The organism is Vibrio mediterranei, from assembly GCF_900088415.1.
Lineage (GTDB): Bacteria > Pseudomonadota > Gammaproteobacteria > Enterobacterales > Vibrionaceae > Vibrio > Vibrio mediterranei.
In genome coordinates this window covers 1,327,960-1,348,752 of record NZ_FLLQ01000001.1, presented here as the reverse complement: position 1 = coordinate 1,348,752, position 20,793 = coordinate 1,327,960, and the positions used below count along the sequence as shown (strand labels likewise).

Below are 20,793 nucleotides of genomic sequence, written 5' to 3'. Positions count from 1 at the left end.
TGCTATGTTAACAGATGTCGTTGATCTGTCGCGTCTGCAATTTGCTAGTACCGCGCTGTATCATTTTATATTCGTGCCTCTCACTATAGGGCTATCATTCTTGCTGGCCATCATGGAATCGGTCTATGTGATGACGGGCAAAACCATTTACAAGGATATGACCAAGTTCTGGGGCAAGCTCTTTGGAATCAACTTTGCCGTAGGGGTTGCAACAGGCTTAACCATGGAGTTTCAATTTGGTACCAACTGGTCATATTACTCTCACTACGTTGGTGACATCTTTGGGGCCCCGCTTGCGATTGAAGCACTAGTCGCCTTTTTTCTTGAATCGACATTGGTCGGGATGTTCTTCTTTGGTTGGGATCGGTTAAGTAAGCGTCAACACCTCACAGTTACTTGGCTTACTGCACTGGGTTCAAATTTCTCTGGTCTTTGGATTTTGATGGCTAATGGCTGGATGCAAAACCCTGTCGGTGCCGAGTTCAATTTTGAAACAATGCGTATGGAAATGACCAGTTTCACCGACGTGATTTTCAACCCAGTAACACAAGTGAAATTCGTTCATACCGTCGCCGCAGGTTACACCACTGGTGCACTATTTATCATGGGTATCAGCGCTTACTACTTGCTGAAAAATCGGGACGTGGCATTTGCAAAACGTTCATTTGCTATCGCCTGTTCGTTCGGCATGGCTGCCATCTTTTCCACACTTATACTCGGCGATGAATCTGGCTATGAACTTGGCGATGTTCAAAAGGTTAAGCTCGCAGCGATTGAAGCGGAGTGGCACACCGAAGCAGCACCAGCTTCATTTACCGTCTTCGGACTTCCCAATCAAGAAACCATGGAAACCGATTATGCGCTTAAGATCCCTTATCTAATGGGCATTATCGCAACACGCTCATTGGATAAACCTGTGTTGGGTATTAGGGACCTCATGGCAATCAACGAACAACGAATCCGCAACGGAATGATCGCCTATGGTTTACTCGAGCGTTTAAGAATTGGTGATAAAACCGCTGAGAACATCGCTAAGTTCAATGACGTTAAGTCTGACCTTGGTTACGGTCTTCTGCTGAAGAAATACGCGCCCAATGTCTCTGATGCCAGCGAACAACAAATCAAAATGGCTACACAAGACACCATTCCGCAAGTCGCACCACTGTTCTGGAGCTTCAGAATTATGGTGGTGTGTGGCGTCTTGATGTTCGCACTGATTGGCTTTTCGTTTATTCAAGTTTGCCGTCAGAAAATCGGCAGCCAACGATGGCTACTTAAATCAGTACTTTGGGCGATTCCACTACCATGGATAGCTTGTGAAGCTGGATGGTTTGTTGCTGAGTATGGCCGACAACCGTGGGCCATTGGTGAAGTTCTGCCTGTCAGTATGGCCACATCAAACTTGGCTGCCAGTGATATTTGGATTTCGCTAGGAGCCGTTTACGTGCTCTATACCCTGTTTCTTATCGCTGAAATGTATTTGATGGTGAAATTCTCCCGCCGCGGACCAAGTGTACTGAAAACCGGGCGTTACTATCACGAACAACACCGCTCACTCGACAATGTTATCGACAACTACAAATAAGGAGGTCATATGTTTGACTATGAAGCACTCCGCCTTTTCACATGGGCGATTGTCGGCATCCTGATCATTGGTTTTGCTATCGCCGACGGCTTCGATATGGGCGTCGCCGCACTACTGCCTGTTGCCGGAAAAAGTAATGTTGAACGTAGGGTTATGATCAATAGCATTGCCCCGCATTGGGACGGGAACCAAGTTTGGCTGATCACTGCGGGGGGAGCGATATTCGCCATCTGGCCTGCCGTCTATGCCACAGCTTTCTCTAGTTTTTACTTGGCATTGGTTCTTGTTCTTGCCGCGCTATGGTTGCGCCCTATTGGCATGGATTATCGCAACAAAATTGACGACCCTAGATGGCGACGCGCTTGTGATGTTGCTCTAACTGTCAGTGGTCTCGTACCACCTTTAGTATTTGGTATTGGCTTTGGCAATTTGTTTGTAGGTCTGCCATTCGAGCTCAATGAATTGCTGATGATCAGTTATAAGGGCGGATTTTGGAGCTTGTTTACTCCTCTCCCCATAGCGTGCAGTGTCGTGGCGGTGGCCATGACTCTGCTTCAAGGAGCTACCTTCCTGCAACTAAAAACGGTAGGAGAGCTTAATGAAAGAGCACGATCCATCGCAGTGTGGACCGCGTGTACCGCGCTGATTATGTTCGTTGTCGGTGGCGTCATCGCCAATGGCCAAGATGGCTATATCATCCAAAGCCTTATCGATACCAATGGCGTTTCAAACCCAGTAAGCAAAGAGGTCTCGGTTGTCAGCCATAATATGCTGCATAACTTTGTTAGCTACCCTACGTTATTTATCGTACCTCTCACGGCATGCGCTATGTTACTTTGTTCAGCACTGCTGTCCACGGCTAAGCACGCTGGCTGGGCATTTTTGTGCTCGAGTTTGGCAATTCTAACCATCATATTGACCGCAGGCATTGCACTATTTCCAATGATTATTCCATCAAGTTTAGTACCTTCTCACAGCTTGACGTTGTGGGATGCCACGTCAAGCTACAAAACGCTCAGCATCATCTCAGTGGTCGCCGTTGTGGTTGTCCCTGTAATCCTTGGATACACGACTTGGTGTTATTACAAGATGTTCGGCCGAATCGACAAGCAATTCATTGAAGACAACAGCACATCGCTGTACTAGGGAGATAAAACGTATGTGGTATATCTGTTGGGTTCTAGGTGTGTTGCTCGCATGCTCCTTCGGGGTCATCAATGCGATGTGGTTAGAGCAACGCAATAAAGAAGATATGGATGGTTAATCCATTGTCTGAAAAGACAAAAGCCCACGTTGTCGTGGGCTTTCTCGTTTGTCTACTTATTTTGTACGATTAGTTCATACGCGGTTGAATCAAGTTGAAGTTTGCTGGGATATTGCTATCTAGAACGCCCATAAACTTGTTCAGTACCGATTGGTCTCCGGTTACTTTTAACGCACCAGTAGCAAGGGCATCTTTTACTGTCAGTTTGTGGCTGATGATACCAAACAGCGTCATGTTATCGGCTTTGATCGTACCCATTGAATCTTGAGGGTGATAATCCAGCGCTGAGTTCATTACACCATTCTCGACTTCTACACCAAATGATTCTCCGTTTAATTCAAAATCAAAGGCAATTCGGCCTGCATCTAATGACTTCTGAGGAACGATACGTGTTGCGAACACATCCATCATCAAATCAGAAGGAATGGCTTTAATCACATCTGGACCTGCTGAGTTCACAACTTGTGGCAACAAGTTATCGTTACGAAGCTCTTTTGCAGCCGTCAAATACCAGTTGCGATTAAGCGCGGTTTCCTCTTGGAAGCCTAGTTGTTCAAACGCATCAGCCATCAAGTAATTGGCTTTCTTGTTGTCTTTGTTATACGACTCAATGTTGTTTAGCAGCTGAACAGTAAATGCATAATCACCTTGTTGGTAGTAATCCAGCGCTTTCTCAATCACGACATCCTCGCCACCAAAGCTCTCAACATAACGCTTACCGGTATCTGCATCAGTGTGACGAGCTATTTCCACTGGGTTACCGTCGAACCAACCTAGGTTGTTAACGTAGGTAGCAATGACATTGTTTTCGAAGTTGCCGTAGTAATCTCGGTTGTTCCACTGTTTCATGATCGGGTCAGCGATTTCGATCTTCTTAGCAATATCTCTTGGACGATAACCGTAGTTAGCTAATCGAGTGGTTTGGTCGTTAATCGCTTTGTACAAATCACGCTGACCTTTCATGTAGTTAATGACTTCTTCGTTACCCCAAGTTGGCCATGTATGAGGGCCAAATAGTACTTTCGCACTGTCGTGCCATTCAACAATCGCATTATTGATGTATTTCGCCCATTTACCAGCGTCACGCGTTTTAGCGCCGCGCATCGTGTAAATGTTGTGTTGAAGATGATTAACGTCTTCAGCCATAGAAACCGCACCCCAAGCTGGGATTTCGAAGACCATTTCCGATGGCGCTTCTGATTCAGGAACCAAACGGAAGTCGAATTGCAAACCATCAATGGTAACCGATTCTTTTTGCTTAGTGATTTCGTGAACCGTAGTTGGCAAGCCATTAGCACCCGCAGCCACCAGCGGACCTAGTGCTGCTGTGGTAATACCTTTTTCATTTTTCGGTAGCAGGAAGCCATATTGGTACACAGCACGACGACTCATAATGTTACCAAACAGTACGTTTTCACCTACGGCATGCTCAACAAAACCTTGTGGTACATATACTGGAATCTTGCCACTCGCAATATCTTGCTCAGATGCAAGACCTGACTTAATAACACCTTCAATGCCACCATAATGGTCGGTGTGAGAGTGTGAAATGATGATAGCTTTTAACGGACGGTTGCCTCGATGCTTCGCGTAAAGCTCATAAGCCGCTTTCATGGTTTCTGGTGAATATTCGATATCATAAAGAATGATGCCGTTGTCCGTTTCGATGATGGTTAAGTTAGACACATCATTACCGCGTACCTGATAGATTTTGTTTGGTAGCACTTCGTACAAACCGCCACGGTTTACCAACTGAGAATGACGCCATAAGCTTGGGTTCACCGTATCTGGTGCTTGTTTACCTTGCACAAACTGCATTGCTGGCACATCAGCAATACCTTTGATGAGTCCACCATTATCTAGGGGAGCAATAAAGCCGCGATCTACTTCTTCAAACGCTTTTTTATTGTTGAAGTCTAACTGTTTGTAAACCTCTTGGTTGGCCTTTGCCGTGTATGACGTTGCACCCTTTGAGTTCGCAGTGAAGTCATAACTATCTAATGGCGCGGCATTGAGTGCCTGGGCCATAACCATAGTAAGCGGAAGGAGTGTGAAGAGCGTTTTAGTTGACTGTTTCATGGATACCTCGTTCAAAATTATTTTGCTTTGTTAAGCTGACGAGATGCATGTTAATCAAACCGATTCGCTTGAACGATAGTGCAGAATTTAGAAGTCGATTAAATATGATTCAGTTATTGAGATTTATCTTCAATTGTCTGAGTGGCATACACTTTTTTGTATTAATAGAACTAAAAAAATGGCCCTCAGTAACTGAGGGCCATTTGATGTATTAACTATGCTAAATCACAAAGATGGTGATTAGTCTAACTCGACTAGGTTCTTCTCAAATGCTTCATGCTGAGCTTGAACCGCTTTGTCTGGGCCACCAGTCATTGAGCTAACTACCATAATCGCAATCCAAGATAGGATAAACCCAGGAACGATTTCGTAGATATCGAAGATGCCGCCAGTTAGCTGTTTCCAAACTACGATAGTCACACCACCAACTAAAATACCCGCGATAGCGCCATTACGGTTCATACCAGACCAGTATAGGCTTAGTAGGATTGCAGGACCAAAGGCAGCACCGAACCCAGCCCACGCATAAGACACTAGTCCAAGTACCGAGCTGTCTGGAGTCATCGCAAGAACCAGTGCGATAATTGACAATAAGATAACACCGACACGACCTACCATCACTACTTGCTCAGATGTCGCATCTTTGTTGATGATTTGCTTGTAGAAATCTTCTGCCAACGCCGACGAAGACACCAATAGCTGAGAATCCGCTGTACTCATAATAGCCGCGAGAATTGCAGCCAAAAGGATACCAGCGACTACTGGGTGGAATAGCGCATTAACTAGTAACATGAAGATTTTCTCACCATCTGCCAGTACATCGCCACCAGTGCCTGTAGTGTAAACCAGACCTACAACACCCACTAGCATTGCACCAAGCATAGACAACGCAGACCAAACTACAGCAATACGACGAGCAGTCGTTAAGTCTTTGTTTGAACGAGATGCTTTAAAACGCGCGAGGATGTGTGGCTGACCAAAGTAACCTAGACCCCATGCCACTAGAGAGATGATAGCGATTGCAGATAGCGGCTGGCCTTTCGTGTCATTCCATAGAGTAAGAAGCTCTGGGTTAATGGCTTCAAGATCAGACGTTAGCTGACCGAACCCACCTTGCATACCAATCACAGGAACAATCATCAGTGCCGCTGCCATCAATAGGCCCTGAACTAAGTCAGTCCAAGATACTGCTAGGAAGCCACCGAATAACGTGTACGAGACAACACATACCGTACCGATGATGACGGCAATGGTGTAATCCAAGCCAAATACTGTTTCAAACAGTTTACCACCTGCCACTAGACCAGAACTGGTATAGAAAAGGAAGAAAAGCAAAATGAAGAACGCAGATACAACCTGAATCACTTTTGAATTGTCGTTAAAACGACGAGACAAATATTCAGGCAGGGTCAGTGCGTCAGTAGTAATACTGTAAGTACGTAGTCGTTTTGCACAGATTAGCCAGTTTAGCCATGTACCTACCAGCAAGCCGCCAGCAAGCCAGAAAGCTTCAATACCTGCTGCATACGCATAGCCAGGAAGACCTAGCAGTAACCAGCCACTCATATCCGATGCACCTGCAGACAAAGCCGCTGGCCATGGTCCTAATGAACGACCACCTAGAAAGTAGTCGCTAGAATTGGCCGTGCGCTTGTAAGCAATCACACCGATAGCGAGCATCAACGCCAAATAAGCGATGAAAGTAGTTGTAATAGCGAAGCTATTTTGAATCATTATTATTTCCTCATCCTAGAATACAGCCTCCAACATAACGGTGATATTGGAGGCTGGTAGGGGTCCGTAACCTTATGTCACTAGCTACCAAGCTCAAGCAAAGTAGCGTTGCCCCCCACTGCTGTAATATTGATGGTTCTTGTTCTTTCTGTTATGAACCTCAACACGAGATTCGGATCGTGCGCCACAGGCAGCAGCGCCAAATCCGTCTCAGACACCAAAAGACCTATCGCTCCATCGCGATTAGCCAGTTGATGGTTAACCTGCCATTCAGTGTCTTTAGAGCCAACAAGACCAACCACTCGTACATCGAACTCGATAAAGGTGGAAGCTTCTTCTAAAGCCACAAATTGAACTAGGTTAGTAGGCAGTTGAGAACGCTCGACTGCCGATTTTAAAATTTGATTAAACTTGTCGTTACCAGAACAAACAATGACACCATTACCAGCGATAAGTGCTGCGGTAATTTGCGCCATTGCCGCGATCTTAGCTTGTGCTTCTTCGCTCTCTAGAACCACTAAAACCACACCACGCCCCGCCGCATAAAGCTCATTGGTTTCACCCGTTGGCCCTGGCATCACATGCGGGTTAGCTAATAACACGTTAGCTTGTTGAATATGGAATGCCATCACGCTAGCGAGCGTAGCGTTCAGTTCATTCATATTACGCTGAGCAGAAAGTAAGCACTCACGTTGCTCAGCAAAATCACTAAGATTCCAACCTTCCCATGCTGTCAAAACATCGGAGAAAATAGTTGCGTTATTGACCATGATTTTTCTCCTTATTTCGCCGCTTGATTAGCGTTGGCGTTAATGACATCAGTAAAGCGATATAGGTAGTGTGGGCCACCAGCTTTTGGTCCAGTTCCGGAGAGACCCTGTCCTCCAAATGGTTGAACCCCTACCACCGCACCGACTTGATCACGGTTGATGTAGCAGTTCCCCACTCGAGCGTGTTTTTCCACCCACTCGTACGTCGATTCATTACGGCTGTGGACACCTAGCGTCAAGCCAAAACCTGTGGCGTTGATGCTATCAACCACTTTTGGTAGTTCAGATGCTTTGAAGCGGACGATATGGAGAATAGGACCGAAATGTTCTTCCGTTAGCACAGAGATATCAGAAATTTCAAACGCACAAGGCGGTACAAAATCCCCTTCTTGGCACTCGGCATCAAGCGACAGTTGCGCCACTTTGTTGCCTTGTTTTGTCATCGCTTCAATATGTGCCAGTAGTTTTTGCTTCGCATTGGCATCAATTACTGGGCCCACATCGGTAGCATGCAGATATGGCAAGCCCACTTTAAGCTCATCCATTGCGCCTTGAATCAGGTTAATAACACGCTCCGCAATGTCCTCTTGAATAAACAGAACACGCAATGCAGAACAGCGCTGTCCGGCAGAAGCGAAGGCAGAGCGAACAACATCGCGAACGACTTGCTCAGGCAGTGCGGTCGAGTCAACAATCATCGCATTTTGACCGCCGGTCTCTGCAATAAATGGTACTGGCGCAACTTGACGTGCTGCAAGCGTGCTATTGATGCGCTGGGCCGTTGGCGTAGAGCCAGTAAAGGCAACACCAGCAATCGCTGGGTGCGAGGTTAACGCCTGACCTACATCAGCACCGCGTCCTGTAATCAGTTGAATCGCATCAGCAGGGAAGCCTGCTTCAAGCATTAACTCAACAGCACGTACAGCGATAAGAGAAGTTTGCTCCGCAGGTTTAGCCACAACGGTATTACCCGCAACCAATGCTGCCGTGACCTGACCTAGGAAAATCGCCAGTGGGAAGTTCCACGGACTAATACAAACAAACACACCTCGTCCGCCGCGTGTCAATGTTTTTGACTGACCGTCAAAGCCAAGTACCGATTGCGTTTCAAAAATATGTGGTTGTTTCGCATAGTAACGACAGAAATCGACCGCTTCGCGCACTTCATCAATACTGTCGTGAATGGTCTTACCCGCTTCCTGATGGCAAATCGCCACCAACTCATGAAGATTTTCTTCTAGCTTGTCTGCCAATGTTAGTAAGCACTGACCACGCTCAACATATGGTGTCTGCGACCAACTAGTGAAACCTTGCTCTGCTACTCGGATAGCTTCGGAAACATGATCAAGGTTAGCCATAGCCACTTGCCCCACGACAAGACGGCGATCATAAGGCGCAGTGATCGTATCAACGTTAGTACCTTCCTTGATCATGCTTTCGTATTGCGATTGACCATTAATGATCGGAGCACCTTGCCACTGCTTAGCTCGGAACACTTCAACTTTGTGCTCGTAGTCTTTCACTTCGCTCTCAATATCAACGTTCACACCCACGGAGTTTTTACGATCGGCAAAAATAGCGGGAGGTAGATCGATATTAGCGTTGTGTAGGGTGTCATTGGCGAGCAATGCGTCTACCGGATGAACAGTTAAGCTGTCAACAGGACAACGCGCATCAACAAGGCGGTGAACAAAGCTGCTGTTTGCACCGTTTTCCAACAGACGACGCACTAGGTATGGCAGCAAGTCTTTGTGACTACCCACTGGTGCGTAGATTCGTACTGGCTGTTTATGCGTATCCATCACATGGTCATAAAGTGAATCACCCATACCATGTAAACGCTGGAATTCGTAATCGGTGTGCTGAGCCATTGTCGCAATAGCCGTCACTGTGTGTGCATTGTGACTCGCAAACTGCGGGAAAATATTGCCACGCACGTTTTCACTCAATAGGAATCGAGCGCACGCTAGGTATGCAACATCGGTCGCTTCTTTACGGGTATAGACAGGGTACGCATCATAGCCCGCTTGCTGAGACCATTTGATTTCGCTGTCCCAATACGCACCTTTCACTAAGCGGAGTGGAATCAGGTCGCCTTGCTGCTTCGCTAAAGCGTTAACCCAAACCAAAACAGGAAGTGCACGCTTAGAATAAGCCTGGATCACCAGACCAAACTTGCCCCACCCTTTTGCCACGTCGCTACGATACACTTTCTCAAATAATTTAAGTGATAGCTCAAGACGGTCAGCTTCTTCCGCATCAATCGTAATCGCCACATCCAGCTCTCGTGCTCGAGTGAGAAGCTGAGTTAACGTATCGCAAAGCTCAGTCAGCACGCGCTCTTCGTTAGCGACTTCGTAGCGAGGGTGAAGTGCCGACAGCTTGATTGAAACTGATGGTGCTGGAATAGTATCTAAGCCGTATTTATCACTGCCTACTGCTTCGATCGCCATCAGGTAGTCTTTGAAATACTTGTCAGCATCAGATTTAGTGAGCGCCGCTTCACCTAGCATGTCATAAGAGTAGGTAAAACCGCGATCACGCATCTTTTTGCCATTCTTCTGAGCTTCACCAATGCTGCGGCCCAAAACAAACTGATGACCCATGATCTTCATGGCCTGATACATGGCTTTACGAATCACAGGCTCTGAGAACTTGTTGACTAAACGGTTCACTGCTTTTGCTGGGCTTTGTGATTCAGACTCAGCAAGCCCGACAACTTTGCCCGTCAGCATAAGACCCCATGTTGACGCATTGACAAACACAGAGTCAGAATTTTTCAGGTGAGATTTCCAATCAGCGACACTCAGTTTGTCGCGAATAAGCGCATCAGCCGTTGCAGAATCAGGAATGCGCATTAACGCTTCTGCTAAACACATCAGCAAAATGCCTTCTTGAGTATCTAAACTGTACTCAAGCAGCAAAGCATCAATCATTTGAATGGCATTTTTATCGGCACGGATGGCTTCGATAAGCTCGGTGGTTTTCTGTGGGATTTGCTGGGCTTCATCGCCTTGCGGCGTCGCCAGAGGTAAAAGCTGTTTCAACCATTGAGACTCATCCACCATGTAAAGTGGAGAGATCAGTGACCAGAGCTGTTCAAGCGGCTGCTCAACAAACTCCGTTTTTAGCACATCTGTTGCTGTAAACATGTGTGTTCCTCAATCTCTACTCAGCCGCAAAAGACGACTGGACTACTACAATGGCAGGCAGTGTATTTTGAGTGTTAAGGAATTACTTGTCAAAAACTCCGAGCTTTTTGCTGTTTTCTACGCTTATTAACAAAATTAATACAAGGTCACATCGAGTTAGACAAAATGAGCCGTTACAATCTGCAACCAAATTAACATATTGTTTCGTTCTCGCTAAACATTCCCCTCAGTTTTAAAACACAAAAAAGGGATGCACATAGGCACCCCTTCATAATCACCAATGAGAATCGGAGGTTATGACAAATCTTCACCGTTGGATTCAATCACTTTTTTGTACCAGAAGAACGACTTCTTACGAGAACGGTTCAACGTACCATTACCTTTGTTGTCACGGTCAACGTAGATAAAGCCATAGCGTTTACTCATTTCTCCAGTGGATGCGGCGACCAAATCAATGCACCCCCAAGGCGTATAGCCCATCAAAGGCACACCATCTTCAATGGCTTCTCCCATCGCTTTGATATGAGCGCGCAGATAGTCGATGCGATAGTCATCGTTAATCTCACCGTTCGCTTCCACCACATCTTTGGCTCCAAGGCCATTTTCTACTAAAAACAACGGCTTCTGGTAACGATCATAAAGGGTATTCATGGCGATACGCAAACCGAGAGGGTCAATAACCCAGCCCCAATCGCTGGCTTCAAGGTGTGGATTGCGAACCGACTTCACGACATTGGCTTCACTGGTGTTGCCTTTATTCATATCAGCGGAAGCGCAACGAGAGGCGTAGTAACTAAAAGAAATAAAGTCCACAGTGTGCTTTAGAATCTCCAAGTCGCCGTCATGAATCTCAAGTTCTACACCTTTATCGCGGAACGTTCTTTGAGCATAAGATGGGTAATAGCCTCTGGCTTGGACATCAATAAAGAATAGATTCTCTCGATCTTTATCAAGCGCCATTTTGACATCTTCAGGTTTGCAGGAGTACGGATAGAAGTTGCCACCCGCTAACATGCAACCCACTTGGTTATCAGGGTTAATCTCATGGGCGATTTTGGTCACTAGAGCACTTGCCACAAGCTCATGGTGCGCCGCTTGATATTTCACCTGCTCTTTATTCTCACCTTCTTTAAATAGCAGGCCAGCACCAGAGAATGGACTTGCTAGCAAGATGTTGATTTCATTAAATGTGAGCCAATACTTAACCAAACCATCAAATGCTTCAAAACAAGTGCGAGCATAACGCTCAAAAAAACCAATCATTTCACGACTGCGCCACGAACCATATGTGTTCACCAAGTGCATTGGCACGTCGAAATGGCATAAGGTAACAAGAGGTTCAATACCATGCTTCTGACATTCACGGAACAGATCTTGGTAGTAAGCAATCCCTTCTTGATTAGGTTCTAGCTCATCGCCTTTAGGGAAAATTCTTGCCCAAGCAATAGAAGTCCGGAACACTTTGAAACCCATTTCCGCTAATAGCGCGACGTCTTCTTTATAGCGATGATAGAAATCGATAGCTCCATGACTTGGATAAAACTCCGATTCATCGAGCGCTACTTGCTCACGTAGACCCAGCTTAATTGGCATACGATTGTCACCGTACGGAATCATATCGACCGTAGTTAGGCCTTTACCGCCCTCTAGGTGCCCACCCTCAGCTTGGTTAGCAGCGATAGCTCCGCCCCATAAAAAGTTCTCTGGAAATACCGACATTGTTACCCCTCAAATAGTACATCGTGAACCGATGAGCTAGCATTTTATCAACACTATGCCAGCCTCATTTCGGCTGTAATTAAGTTTTTTAACTGGATGTGCTCTTGTTCACAACATTAAAAGTTACCGGTATCATGTTACCAGTAACATCGATAATATGAAGTCCAGTTTGTGAATTAATTGAATTGTGCGGATTGGATCAAATTTTGATTCGTGAGGAGGGAACTTGGGGAAGTGCATTATTGTTATGGGAGTTTCTGGCTCAGGTAAGAGCACAGTAGGCAAAGGGATTGCCGATGTATTAGGCGCAAAGTTTATCGATGGCGATGATCTTCACCCGAGAAGCAATATCGACAAAATGGCCGCAGGCATACCGCTGAGTGATGATGACAGAGCGCCATGGTTGACGCGTATTAACGATGCCGCGTACAGCCTAGGATGCAAGAATGAGCATGGTGTTATTGTTTGCTCTGCACTTAAAAAAGGGTACCGCGACACATTAAGACTTGGCAACAATAACCTTATCTTTGTGTTCCTAGATGGAGAGTTTGAACTCATTCGACAACGTGTCGAACAACGAGGAGGGCATTTTATGAAAGGCTCCCTCCTGCGAAGTCAGTTTGAAGCTCTAGAACGCCCTGATTGTGAACTGGATGTCTTGACTGTACCTATCGACATGCCACTAGAACGTGTGATTCAGACCGCCGTTCGTGATATCCGCAGCCAATTATCTAATGCCACGCTTGAGGTTGTATCATGACTCATACAACCTTACTGGCCGTTACGCAGCGTATCGAGCAGCGCAGTGAAAAATTAAGACAACAATATTTAGCGAATATTGCGAAGCAAAAACTAGCAGGCAAAGGGCGCTCGCAACTCTCGTGCGGCAACCTTGCACACGCCGTGGCTGCAGCGTGCGATGCGGACAAACAGTCCTTACTCAACAACACCAGCGCCAACTTGGCTATCATCTCGTCATACAACGACATGTTGAGCGCTCATAAGCCCTATGAGGGTTATCCGGAACTCATCCAACAAGCGTTAAGTCCGTTAGGCCATACCTCGCAAGTCGCGGGCTGTGTTCCCGCAATGTGCGACGGAGTCACACAAGGACAGCCGGGTATGGATATGTCGCTGTTTTCACGCGATCTTATCGCCCAAAGCACCGCCTTCTCACTCAGCCACAATATGTTTGATGGTAACTTACTGCTTGGTATTTGCGACAAGATAGCGCCCGGTCAATTAATGGGCGCGCTGGCGTATGGTCATCTTCCCACTGCGTTTATTCCCGCAGGTCCAATGGCAACGGGAATCTCTAATGAAGAGAAGGTCATGATTCGCCAACAGCACGCCGCTGGAGAGCTTGGTAAAGATTCGCTGCTAGAGATGGAATGTCGTGCTTACCACAGCAGTGGTACCTGTACCTTCTTTGGCACCGCCAATACCAATCAGTTAGTGTTTGAAGCCATGGGGTTAATGCTACCCGGTAGCGCGTTTGTACCACCAGATTCCCCGCTGCGAACAGCATTAACACAAGATGCCGCGAAGCGAATCGCCAGTAGCATTGCAGGCTCAGCAAATTATCGCCCACTGTGTGACGTGGTCTCAGCAAAAAACTTGATTAACGGTGTGGTAGCGCTACTCGCTTCTGGCGGTAGCACGAATCATAGCATTCATATGATTGCTGTCGCCCGAGCTGCGGGCTTACTACTAACTTGGCAAGACATCAACGATCTTTCGGATATCGTACCTTTGGTCGTCAATATTTACCCAAATGGCACCAGTGATATCAATGCCTTTCACGCGGCGGGCGGTGTCCCTGCCCTCTTAACCAGACTAAACCAGCAAGGGTTACTGCATCGCGATACCGTGACGGCATTTGGCCGTTTTGAAGATCAGCTTTGCTACCCAGAATTAGACTCTCAATCTGATGATTATGCCCTGACTTGGTTACGCTCTAATGGGACGAAAAACCCAGAGGTCATCGCTAATGACAAGCAGTATTACCAAAAAACGGGCGGGCTAAAGCGAGTATCCGGTAACTTAGGGCAAGCTATCGTTAAAGTGTCGGCGGTTAAGCCAGAGCACAAGACTATCGAAGCACCAGCCAAAGTATTTAACGACCAAAACCAAGTGGAAGCAGCCTATCAGCAAGGCGAACTCGAGTGCGACTGCGTGGTCGTCGTGCGTTTTAATGGCCCAGCAGCTAACGGCATGCCTGAGCTGCATAAATTGATGCCATTGCTTGGCAATATCCAAAATAAAGGTTTTAACGTCGCCTTGGTGACCGATGGTCGGCTGTCTGGCGCGTCAGGGAAAATCCCCGCAGCGATTCATGTATCGCCAGAAGCCCTACGAGGTGGGAACATTGCACGTATTCAAGATGGCGATAGAATTCGATTAGATTGCCACCGTGGAGAACTCAGAGTGTTCGCAGGTATCGAGAGTCGCCCACCAGAAGCTCATGATACCGAAATCCATCAAAAGACTTGGGGCAGAGACCTGTTTGCAACTTGTCGCCAGAACGTCTCAGCAGCAGACCGAGGAGCGAGTTTCCTCTTTGCCGACTAAACCATGTTGACCCCGCGAGCCTACCCCCGAGTTTTCATTAAGGCGAGATTTTGAGTTAGAGACTCTCTCCCTCAGTAATCGTAAAGCCCATATCAAAAACTTTTTGCTCGCTTGGGGCTCCTGATAGCGCCGATAGTAATAACTCGGCGCTCTTTTTTCCAATCTCAAATCGTGGTGTATCAATACTTGCCAAGGTTGGGCTAATCACTTTACCCATATCCAGAGCGTTAAAACCAACGACGCTGATGTCCTCAGGAACTCGTTGTTGCTTAGCACGACATGCCATAATAGTACCAATCGCAATATCATCGTTGGTGCAGAATACGCCATCAAGCTCTGGTTGAATCAGCAGAGCTTTGTCGAGCAAAGTACTACCCAAAGCAAAACTAGAGTGCTCTTTGGTTAATACGTGTAGAGGTTCCAGCCCTGCCTCAGTGACCGCTTTATCATAGCCGTGCATACGTAGCTGAGTTCGGGTATCTAGGCGAGCACCAAAATAAGCGATATTGCGCTTACCTTTGGCTATCATTTGCGTCACCACTTCATAAGCCGCCTGCATATGGTCCAAACCGACCGCCATATCAATAGGATTAACCGGTAAATCCATGGCTTCTACCACAGGAATACCTGCGGTTTTTATCATTTGCAGCGTGCGCTCGGTATGATTGGTGTCCGTCAAAATTAGGCCATCTACTTGATAAGAAAGAAAAGATTCGATTTTCTTTTCTTCCACATCACGATCGTAGCTGTAGTGAGCGATCAAGGTATCGTAACCATTGAGGTTAGTCACATGCTCAACACCTTGCGCGAAGCTAGAAAATACTTGGTTAGACAATGAAGGTAACAGTATACCAATCGCTTTACTCGACGATTTCGACAGCATCGCAGGCGTTCTATTATGGATATATCCAAGCTCTTCAACCACTTGAGCGATTTTATCGCGAGTCGCTTGGGCGACCGAATCTGGATTGCGCATGTAGCGACTTACCGTCATTTTAGTGATACCCACTCTATCAGCAATATCTTGCAAAGTTGGGCGTGAACGTTTTGCTTCCATAGTCATTCAACGAGTTCTCAAGTAGTAGTGAATGTTACTGTAACATTTTTGCTGTTAATGAACTAACGGTTATCCAAGTCTCTAGGTAGGGACGGTTGAAGAATAACGATTTTTATATCAGATTCAAATAGATAGCTAGTAATATTAGGCAGGGCAAACAAAATTGGGAGAAAAGAACGGCGAGTATGTAAACTCGCCGATATTAGGGTTTAGCGGTACTCATCATCCAGATCGATATCTAGACATCGAGTCTCAGACAAGGTTTTATACCATTGGCCGGATTTTTTCACCCGACGGTTGCGATTGTCTTCCAGATCAATCTCTACCAAGCCATAGCGGTTCTTGAAAGCATTCATAGGTGAGACATTGTCCGTGAACGCCCAAAGCATGTAGCCTCTACAGTTTGCGCCGTCTTCGATCGCTCTTAGCAAATGGAACAAGTGCCTTGAGATAAAATTAATACGGTAGTCATCTTGAACCTGGCCTTGTTCATCTTTGAACTCAGCTTCATTTTCAATGCCCATACCGTTTTCACTCAAGATCCACTCGATATTGCCGTACTCATTTTTAATGCGCATCGCCATATCATAAACAATAGCCGGATCGATCTCCCAACCTCGAGAGAAGTTCATTTCTCTACCCGGTAAGTCAAAGCCGCTAAAGTACTTTTTCGGATGAAACGGCACGTGCTTTGGCCATTCCGCTTCCGGCGCTTTCACTCTGTGTGGGTAATAGAGGTTGGCTCCAATAAAGTCCACAGTATTATGTTTGATGATCGCAAGGTCTTCTTCCGTTGGTGCGAAATCAATGCCATTGCCTCTCAATAACGTCAACAACTCCGCCGGATATTCTCCTTTGATAGCCGGGTCCAAAAACACACGATTGTAGAACAAATCGTAGATTTCAGCCGCTCGCTTGTCATGCACCGCACTAGAACGTGGATAGGTCACTTCAGGGTTTAGCACCACGCCGATTTTTCCGTCGTAGCCTTTGTCACGATAAGCTTTAACGATTTTTGCCGTCGCCAAGTTTTTGGCATGATTCCACACCATCCACTTATTGGTATCTTGCTCGTACGGGTATCGAATCGCATCAAGATACACTCGGGTTTGCACCACGATAGGCTCATTAAAACTAAACCAGTATTTCACCTTATGAGCGTAACGCTTGAACACTTCCTCCGCGTAGTGCACAAACATATCAACCACTTTAGGCGAGCTCCAGCCACCGTAGTGTTCGAGCAAATAAGCGGGCAGCTCATAATGCTCCAAGCAGAACATTGGTTCTATACCCTTCGCAAGCATAGTATCAATGACCTTATCAACGTAACCTGCATACTCTTCATCTACAATCCCTTGCTCATAATCAAGCATAAAACGAGACCAGTTGATGGAGCTGCGGTAGTGGGTTAAACCCACCACCTGCATTAGGTCAATATCTTCAACATAACGGTTGTAGAAATCGGTCGCAACTGCTGGCCCATAACCCTTGTGCCAGACTTTTCGGTCATTCTTGTACCAAGCATCAATATAAGAATCTTGGCTGTCTTTCTTGCCACTCCAACCTTCGGTTTGCCATGCAGAGGCTGCGGCACCAAGAATAAAACCTTCAGGAAACTTCATAGAGTATTGAGTCATTATGCTTCCTTAAGCCACCGCTTCTTTCGCTTCCGTTTTTTGCTCGCTTTCTAGATTATCGAGCTGCTCTTTGAACTGGTTCTCACACACTTTCACAAATGGTAGGTAGATGAGAATCGAGGTAACAATACAAGCAATCTGAGTCACTACTGCACCAAGCGATCCCCCCGTTGCCAGCCATGAGCTCAGAATCGGTGGACATGTCCAAGGAATCATAACCACGGCTTTACCTGCAAAACCAATCGCCGTTGCGTAGTAGCCAATCATGCCAGTAATCAAAGGTGTGATGATAAATGGAATCGCTAGAATCGGGTTCAGCATGATAGGCATACCAAACACCACTGGCTCGTTGATGTTGAATGCACCTGGACCTACAGAAAGCTTAGCAATCTCTCGCATATCTTTACGTTTCTTACATACTAAAAAGACTGCGACAAGTAAACCAATCGTGACACCTGAACCGCCGATACTCATGTAGATGTCCCAGAAAGGCATCGTGATGATGTTCGGAATTTCTTCCCCGTTTTCATACGCTGTCATGTTCGCAGCAATCGCACCAAGCAACAGCGGCTCACGTAGTGGCTTGATCATTTGGTTACCGTGAATACCCACTACCCAGAAGACCTGAGCTAGGAACATCAGTAGAAGCACGCCTGGTAGACTTTGGATAGCACCTTCAAGCGGACGTTGAATCGCAGCGTACGTTGCATCGTAAAGCGTCATTCCCGAAATCTCGTAGAACGCAAAGCCAAATGTAGCAATCGCAGTAACTGTGATGATAGACGGCAGCAATGCAGAGAACGAGTTCGCCACATTTGGCGGCACCGAATCAGGCATCTTGATTTGTAAAGCGTTGACTTTCAGGAGCTTGCTGTATACCTCAACCGATAGGATCGCGATAAACATGCCCAAGAATAAGCCTTTCGTGTCCGTATATTGGCGAGCAATAACGTTGCTCACTTCAAACGCTTCACCCGCCACAACCACTTCATAGGTTGTCGGAATGACTGCTACGAAACAGATAACAGCAAGCAAACCTGAGTAAGCGTTAACTTGACCATTAAGCTTGCCAAGCTCAAGACCAATCATAAAGATGGCCCCGATGGTCAAGAAGTTCAGTGTCGCATAGTTTATTTGTCCCATGATTGGACGGTATTCAGCCAAAAAGGCAAAGGTTTCAAAGGCAGCAAGACCTGACTGAGTACCCATAACCATGTTAGAAATCAGTACGCCAAACGCACCAACGATAATGACTGGCATCAGCATGACAAATGCTTGTTTGATAGCCATCACGTATTTCAAGCTGGTAAACCAGCCCGCCCAGTAATTGAGCTTTTCTGTAAACGCATTATTAAGCACGAGGTATCCCCTTCCATTCGTGTCGTTCATATTTGTTACGGGTAACATTACGGGTAACAAAACTAGAAAACAAAGAAAAATCCGGATAATTGTTAGCTTGAGCACGAAAAAAAGCCTAATTACTCATCAAGTTTGAGCTAGATAACACTTTTGATAGATCACGTATTGCCGAATTAATAGTTACCCGTAACACTATAGGCAACAAAAAGCACAAATAAGTGTCAATAACAGGAGAAACAACGATGAAAATTCTATTGCTATGTTCAGCGGGTATGTCGACCTCTATCCTAGTAAAAAAAATGGAAGAAGCTGCTAAAAATCAATCTATTGACGCTGAAATATTGGCTGTGCCAATTGCTGAATTCGAAACAAAGCTAGCCGACTGGGATGTGTTCTTACTCGGTCCACAAGTGAAATTCCGCCAACAAGAATTTGCAGCCTTGGCAGCAGAGCAAGGCAAGAAAGTCCTAGCGATCAATCCTATGGATTACGGTGCAATGCGCGGTGAGAAAGTTCTGGCAACAGCCATTGAAGCACTCAGTGAAACAGCTTAAATAGGGGTATCAAATATGGATCTTGAGATCACCATCATGGGCTTAATCTGCAATGCAGGTGAAGCTAGAAGTCTATCCATGGAGTCTATTAAAAGTGCCCGTAACGGACAGTTTGAACAAGCACAAAGCTACCTAGATCAAGCAGATGAAGCAATTCGTCAAGCTCATTTAGTTCAAACGGAATTAATAGGCGCCGATGAAGGTGAAGGTAAAATCCCGGTCACACTAGTGATGGTTCATGCTCAAGACCATTTGATGACCACCATACAAGCAATAGAAAGTGCTCGCGAAACAGTGCATCTGTATCAACGTCTCAACAAACTCGAACAGAGCGTTTTTAACAACGTCAGTATGGCTTAAAATAAGAAAAACGATGCAAATCCGTCAGGTTTGCATCGTTTCATCGCACATTATGTCTTCGATATTTCATCAAAGTAGTGCCAAATCATCTTAGCCACAGGCCCCAACGCTTTATTTTTAGCACACGCCATATAAATTGGCACTTCAAGCTTATCAATGCAGTTGAGTTCTATTAAATTATCGAGCCCTTCAGCTTGCACTTCATCACTTGATAATCGCCCCCAGCCAAGTCCGCTTCGAATAATAGATTTTTTAGTCTGGTGGTCAGAGACGTACCAGTGAACAGCATCCGCTAAAATGCCTGAATCAGGGCTAGTCTTATACGACGACTTAACTACAACTTGAGGCATGCCCAGCAAGTCTTGGACGGTCATATCAGCCTGAAGAGCGAGTGAAGATTGATTGGAAATATAAGCGGGCAAACGGATCTGATCGATATGTCGATACCTAACTCGTTGAGTGTCTTGTGTGAGACCCGCATAAATACCAATGTCCACTAGCCCATCCAGTAACATACGTTCACCAGACGCCGTTTCGATATTAAGGTGCAATATTGTCTCTGGAAAATGCAGCTTAAGCTGCGTCAAGAGTCCCGTCACCTTTTCAATTGGGAAAATCGCGCCGACGCTAAGTCGTAATTCTGGCTCAATTTCCCCCGTCATTTGCTTGGCAAACACATCGAACTCGTCCGCTGCATTTAATAACTGTTGAATTTTTGGCATGAGCAGTTGCCCATCACGAGTCAGTTCTGGTCTATAGGTATCGCGGTTAAAAATGGAGACTTGATAATACTCTTCCACTTGTTTCACCGAATAGGAAACCGCAGAACGAGCTTTAAAGAGTTTCTCACTTGCTTTGCGAAAACTCCCTTCTTGATGAATCACGTAGATAACGTGTAAATGTTCGAGGGCAATCATGGTCTAATTTTATGACCAAGTTGATATAAAAGCTA

The 20,793-nt window shown here is 46.0% G+C and carries 16 protein-coding genes; 7 read left to right on the top strand and 9 right to left on the bottom strand.

All coding sequences use genetic code 11. From position 1 onward, the window contains the following. The first annotated feature begins 4 nt into the window (after positions 1-4). The 3 genes from VME0621_RS05905 to cydX are packed head-to-tail and all read left to right on the top strand — an operon-like array spanning position 5 to position 2,849. Positions 5-1,585, top strand: coding sequence for a cytochrome ubiquinol oxidase subunit I (locus VME0621_RS05905; protein ID WP_062462941.1), 1,581 nt, complete (start codon positions 5-7; stop codon positions 1,583-1,585). Positions 1,586-1,594: 9 nt separating this feature from the next. Beyond that, positions 1,595-2,731, top strand: a complete 1,137-nt coding sequence (gene cydB / locus VME0621_RS05900) for a cytochrome d ubiquinol oxidase subunit II (protein WP_062462944.1) — start codon at positions 1,595-1,597, stop codon at positions 2,729-2,731. Positions 2,732-2,744: 13 nt separating this feature from the next. Further along, positions 2,745-2,849, top strand: coding sequence for a cytochrome bd-I oxidase subunit CydX (gene cydX, locus VME0621_RS05895; protein ID WP_006069674.1), 105 nt, complete (start codon positions 2,745-2,747; stop codon positions 2,847-2,849). Positions 2,850-2,918: 69 nt separating this feature from the next. On the opposite strand, the gene VME0621_RS05890 is transcribed toward cydX, so the two are convergent. The 5 genes from VME0621_RS05890 to VME0621_RS05870 all read right to left on the bottom strand — a co-directional run bounded on the left by VME0621_RS05890 (position 2,919) and on the right by VME0621_RS05870 (position 12,303). Then, positions 2,919-4,928: an alkyl/aryl-sulfatase gene (locus VME0621_RS05890; protein ID WP_062462947.1), complete on the bottom strand. Its 2,010-nt coding sequence runs from the start codon at positions 4,926-4,928 to the stop codon at positions 2,919-2,921. A 240-nt stretch (positions 4,929-5,168) separates the two neighbouring features. Further along, positions 5,169-6,662, bottom strand: coding sequence for a sodium/proline symporter PutP (putP, locus tag VME0621_RS05885; RefSeq protein WP_062462949.1), 1,494 nt, complete (start codon positions 6,660-6,662; stop codon positions 5,169-5,171). 80 nt (positions 6,663-6,742) lie between these two features. Next, positions 6,743-7,432, bottom strand: a complete 690-nt coding sequence (locus VME0621_RS05880; RefSeq protein ID WP_038227657.1) for a 1-pyrroline-5-carboxylate dehydrogenase — start codon at positions 7,430-7,432, stop codon at positions 6,743-6,745. Between the two features lie 11 nt (positions 7,433-7,443). Further along, on the bottom strand, positions 7,444-10,584 hold the full coding sequence (putA, locus tag VME0621_RS05875) for a bifunctional proline dehydrogenase/L-glutamate gamma-semialdehyde dehydrogenase PutA (protein WP_062462952.1): 3,141 nt from the start codon (positions 10,582-10,584) through the stop codon (positions 7,444-7,446). Positions 10,585-10,878: 294 nt separating this feature from the next. Continuing rightward, positions 10,879-12,303: a 6-phospho-beta-glucosidase gene (locus tag VME0621_RS05870; RefSeq protein ID WP_006069679.1), complete on the bottom strand. Its 1,425-nt coding sequence runs from the start codon at positions 12,301-12,303 to the stop codon at positions 10,879-10,881. A gap of 247 nt (positions 12,304-12,550) precedes the next feature. Here VME0621_RS05870 and VME0621_RS05865 point away from each other — a divergent pair, with 247 nt between their 5' ends. Together VME0621_RS05865 and edd are read left to right on the top strand one after the other, a co-directional pair. Continuing rightward, a complete protein-coding gene (locus VME0621_RS05865) occupies positions 12,551-13,063 on the top strand; it encodes a gluconokinase (protein WP_006069680.1) in 513 nt (170 codons plus the stop codon). Beyond that, on the top strand, positions 13,060-14,874 hold the full coding sequence (gene edd, locus VME0621_RS05860) for a phosphogluconate dehydratase (RefSeq protein ID WP_062462955.1): 1,815 nt from the start codon (positions 13,060-13,062) through the stop codon (positions 14,872-14,874). Before VME0621_RS05865 ends, edd begins: the two co-directional genes overlap by 4 nt. Positions 14,875-14,929: 55 nt before the next feature. On the opposite strand, the gene VME0621_RS05855 is transcribed toward edd, so the two are convergent. From VME0621_RS05855 to VME0621_RS05845, 3 genes are all read right to left on the bottom strand, one after another. After that, positions 14,930-15,937 (bottom strand): substrate-binding domain-containing protein, encoded by a 1,008-nt coding sequence (locus tag VME0621_RS05855; protein ID WP_006069682.1) that lies wholly within the window; start codon positions 15,935-15,937, stop codon positions 14,930-14,932. Positions 15,938-16,140: 203 nt separating this feature from the next. Further along, positions 16,141-17,568, bottom strand: a complete 1,428-nt coding sequence (locus VME0621_RS05850; RefSeq protein WP_062462958.1) for a glycoside hydrolase family 1 protein — start codon at positions 17,566-17,568, stop codon at positions 16,141-16,143. Between the two features lie 9 nt (positions 17,569-17,577). Then, positions 17,578-18,927: a PTS sugar transporter subunit IIC gene (locus tag VME0621_RS05845; protein ID WP_038227650.1), complete on the bottom strand. Its 1,350-nt coding sequence runs from the start codon at positions 18,925-18,927 to the stop codon at positions 17,578-17,580. A 242-nt stretch (positions 18,928-19,169) separates the two neighbouring features. Here VME0621_RS05845 and VME0621_RS05840 point away from each other — a divergent pair, with 242 nt between their 5' ends. Both VME0621_RS05840 and VME0621_RS05835 read left to right on the top strand, forming a co-directional pair. Beyond that, positions 19,170-19,481 (top strand): PTS sugar transporter subunit IIB, encoded by a 312-nt coding sequence (locus VME0621_RS05840; protein ID WP_038227649.1) that lies wholly within the window; start codon positions 19,170-19,172, stop codon positions 19,479-19,481. Between the two features lie 15 nt (positions 19,482-19,496). After that, entirely contained in the window at positions 19,497-19,841 is a 345-nt protein-coding gene (locus VME0621_RS05835; protein ID WP_038227648.1) for a PTS lactose/cellobiose transporter subunit IIA, read from the top strand. 50 nt (positions 19,842-19,891) lie between these two features. Here VME0621_RS05835 and VME0621_RS05830 read toward each other — a convergent pair whose 3' ends face one another. Further along, positions 19,892-20,758, bottom strand: coding sequence for a LysR family transcriptional regulator (locus VME0621_RS05830; protein WP_062462961.1), 867 nt, complete (start codon positions 20,756-20,758; stop codon positions 19,892-19,894). Between the last annotated feature and the right edge of the window lie 35 nt (positions 20,759-20,793).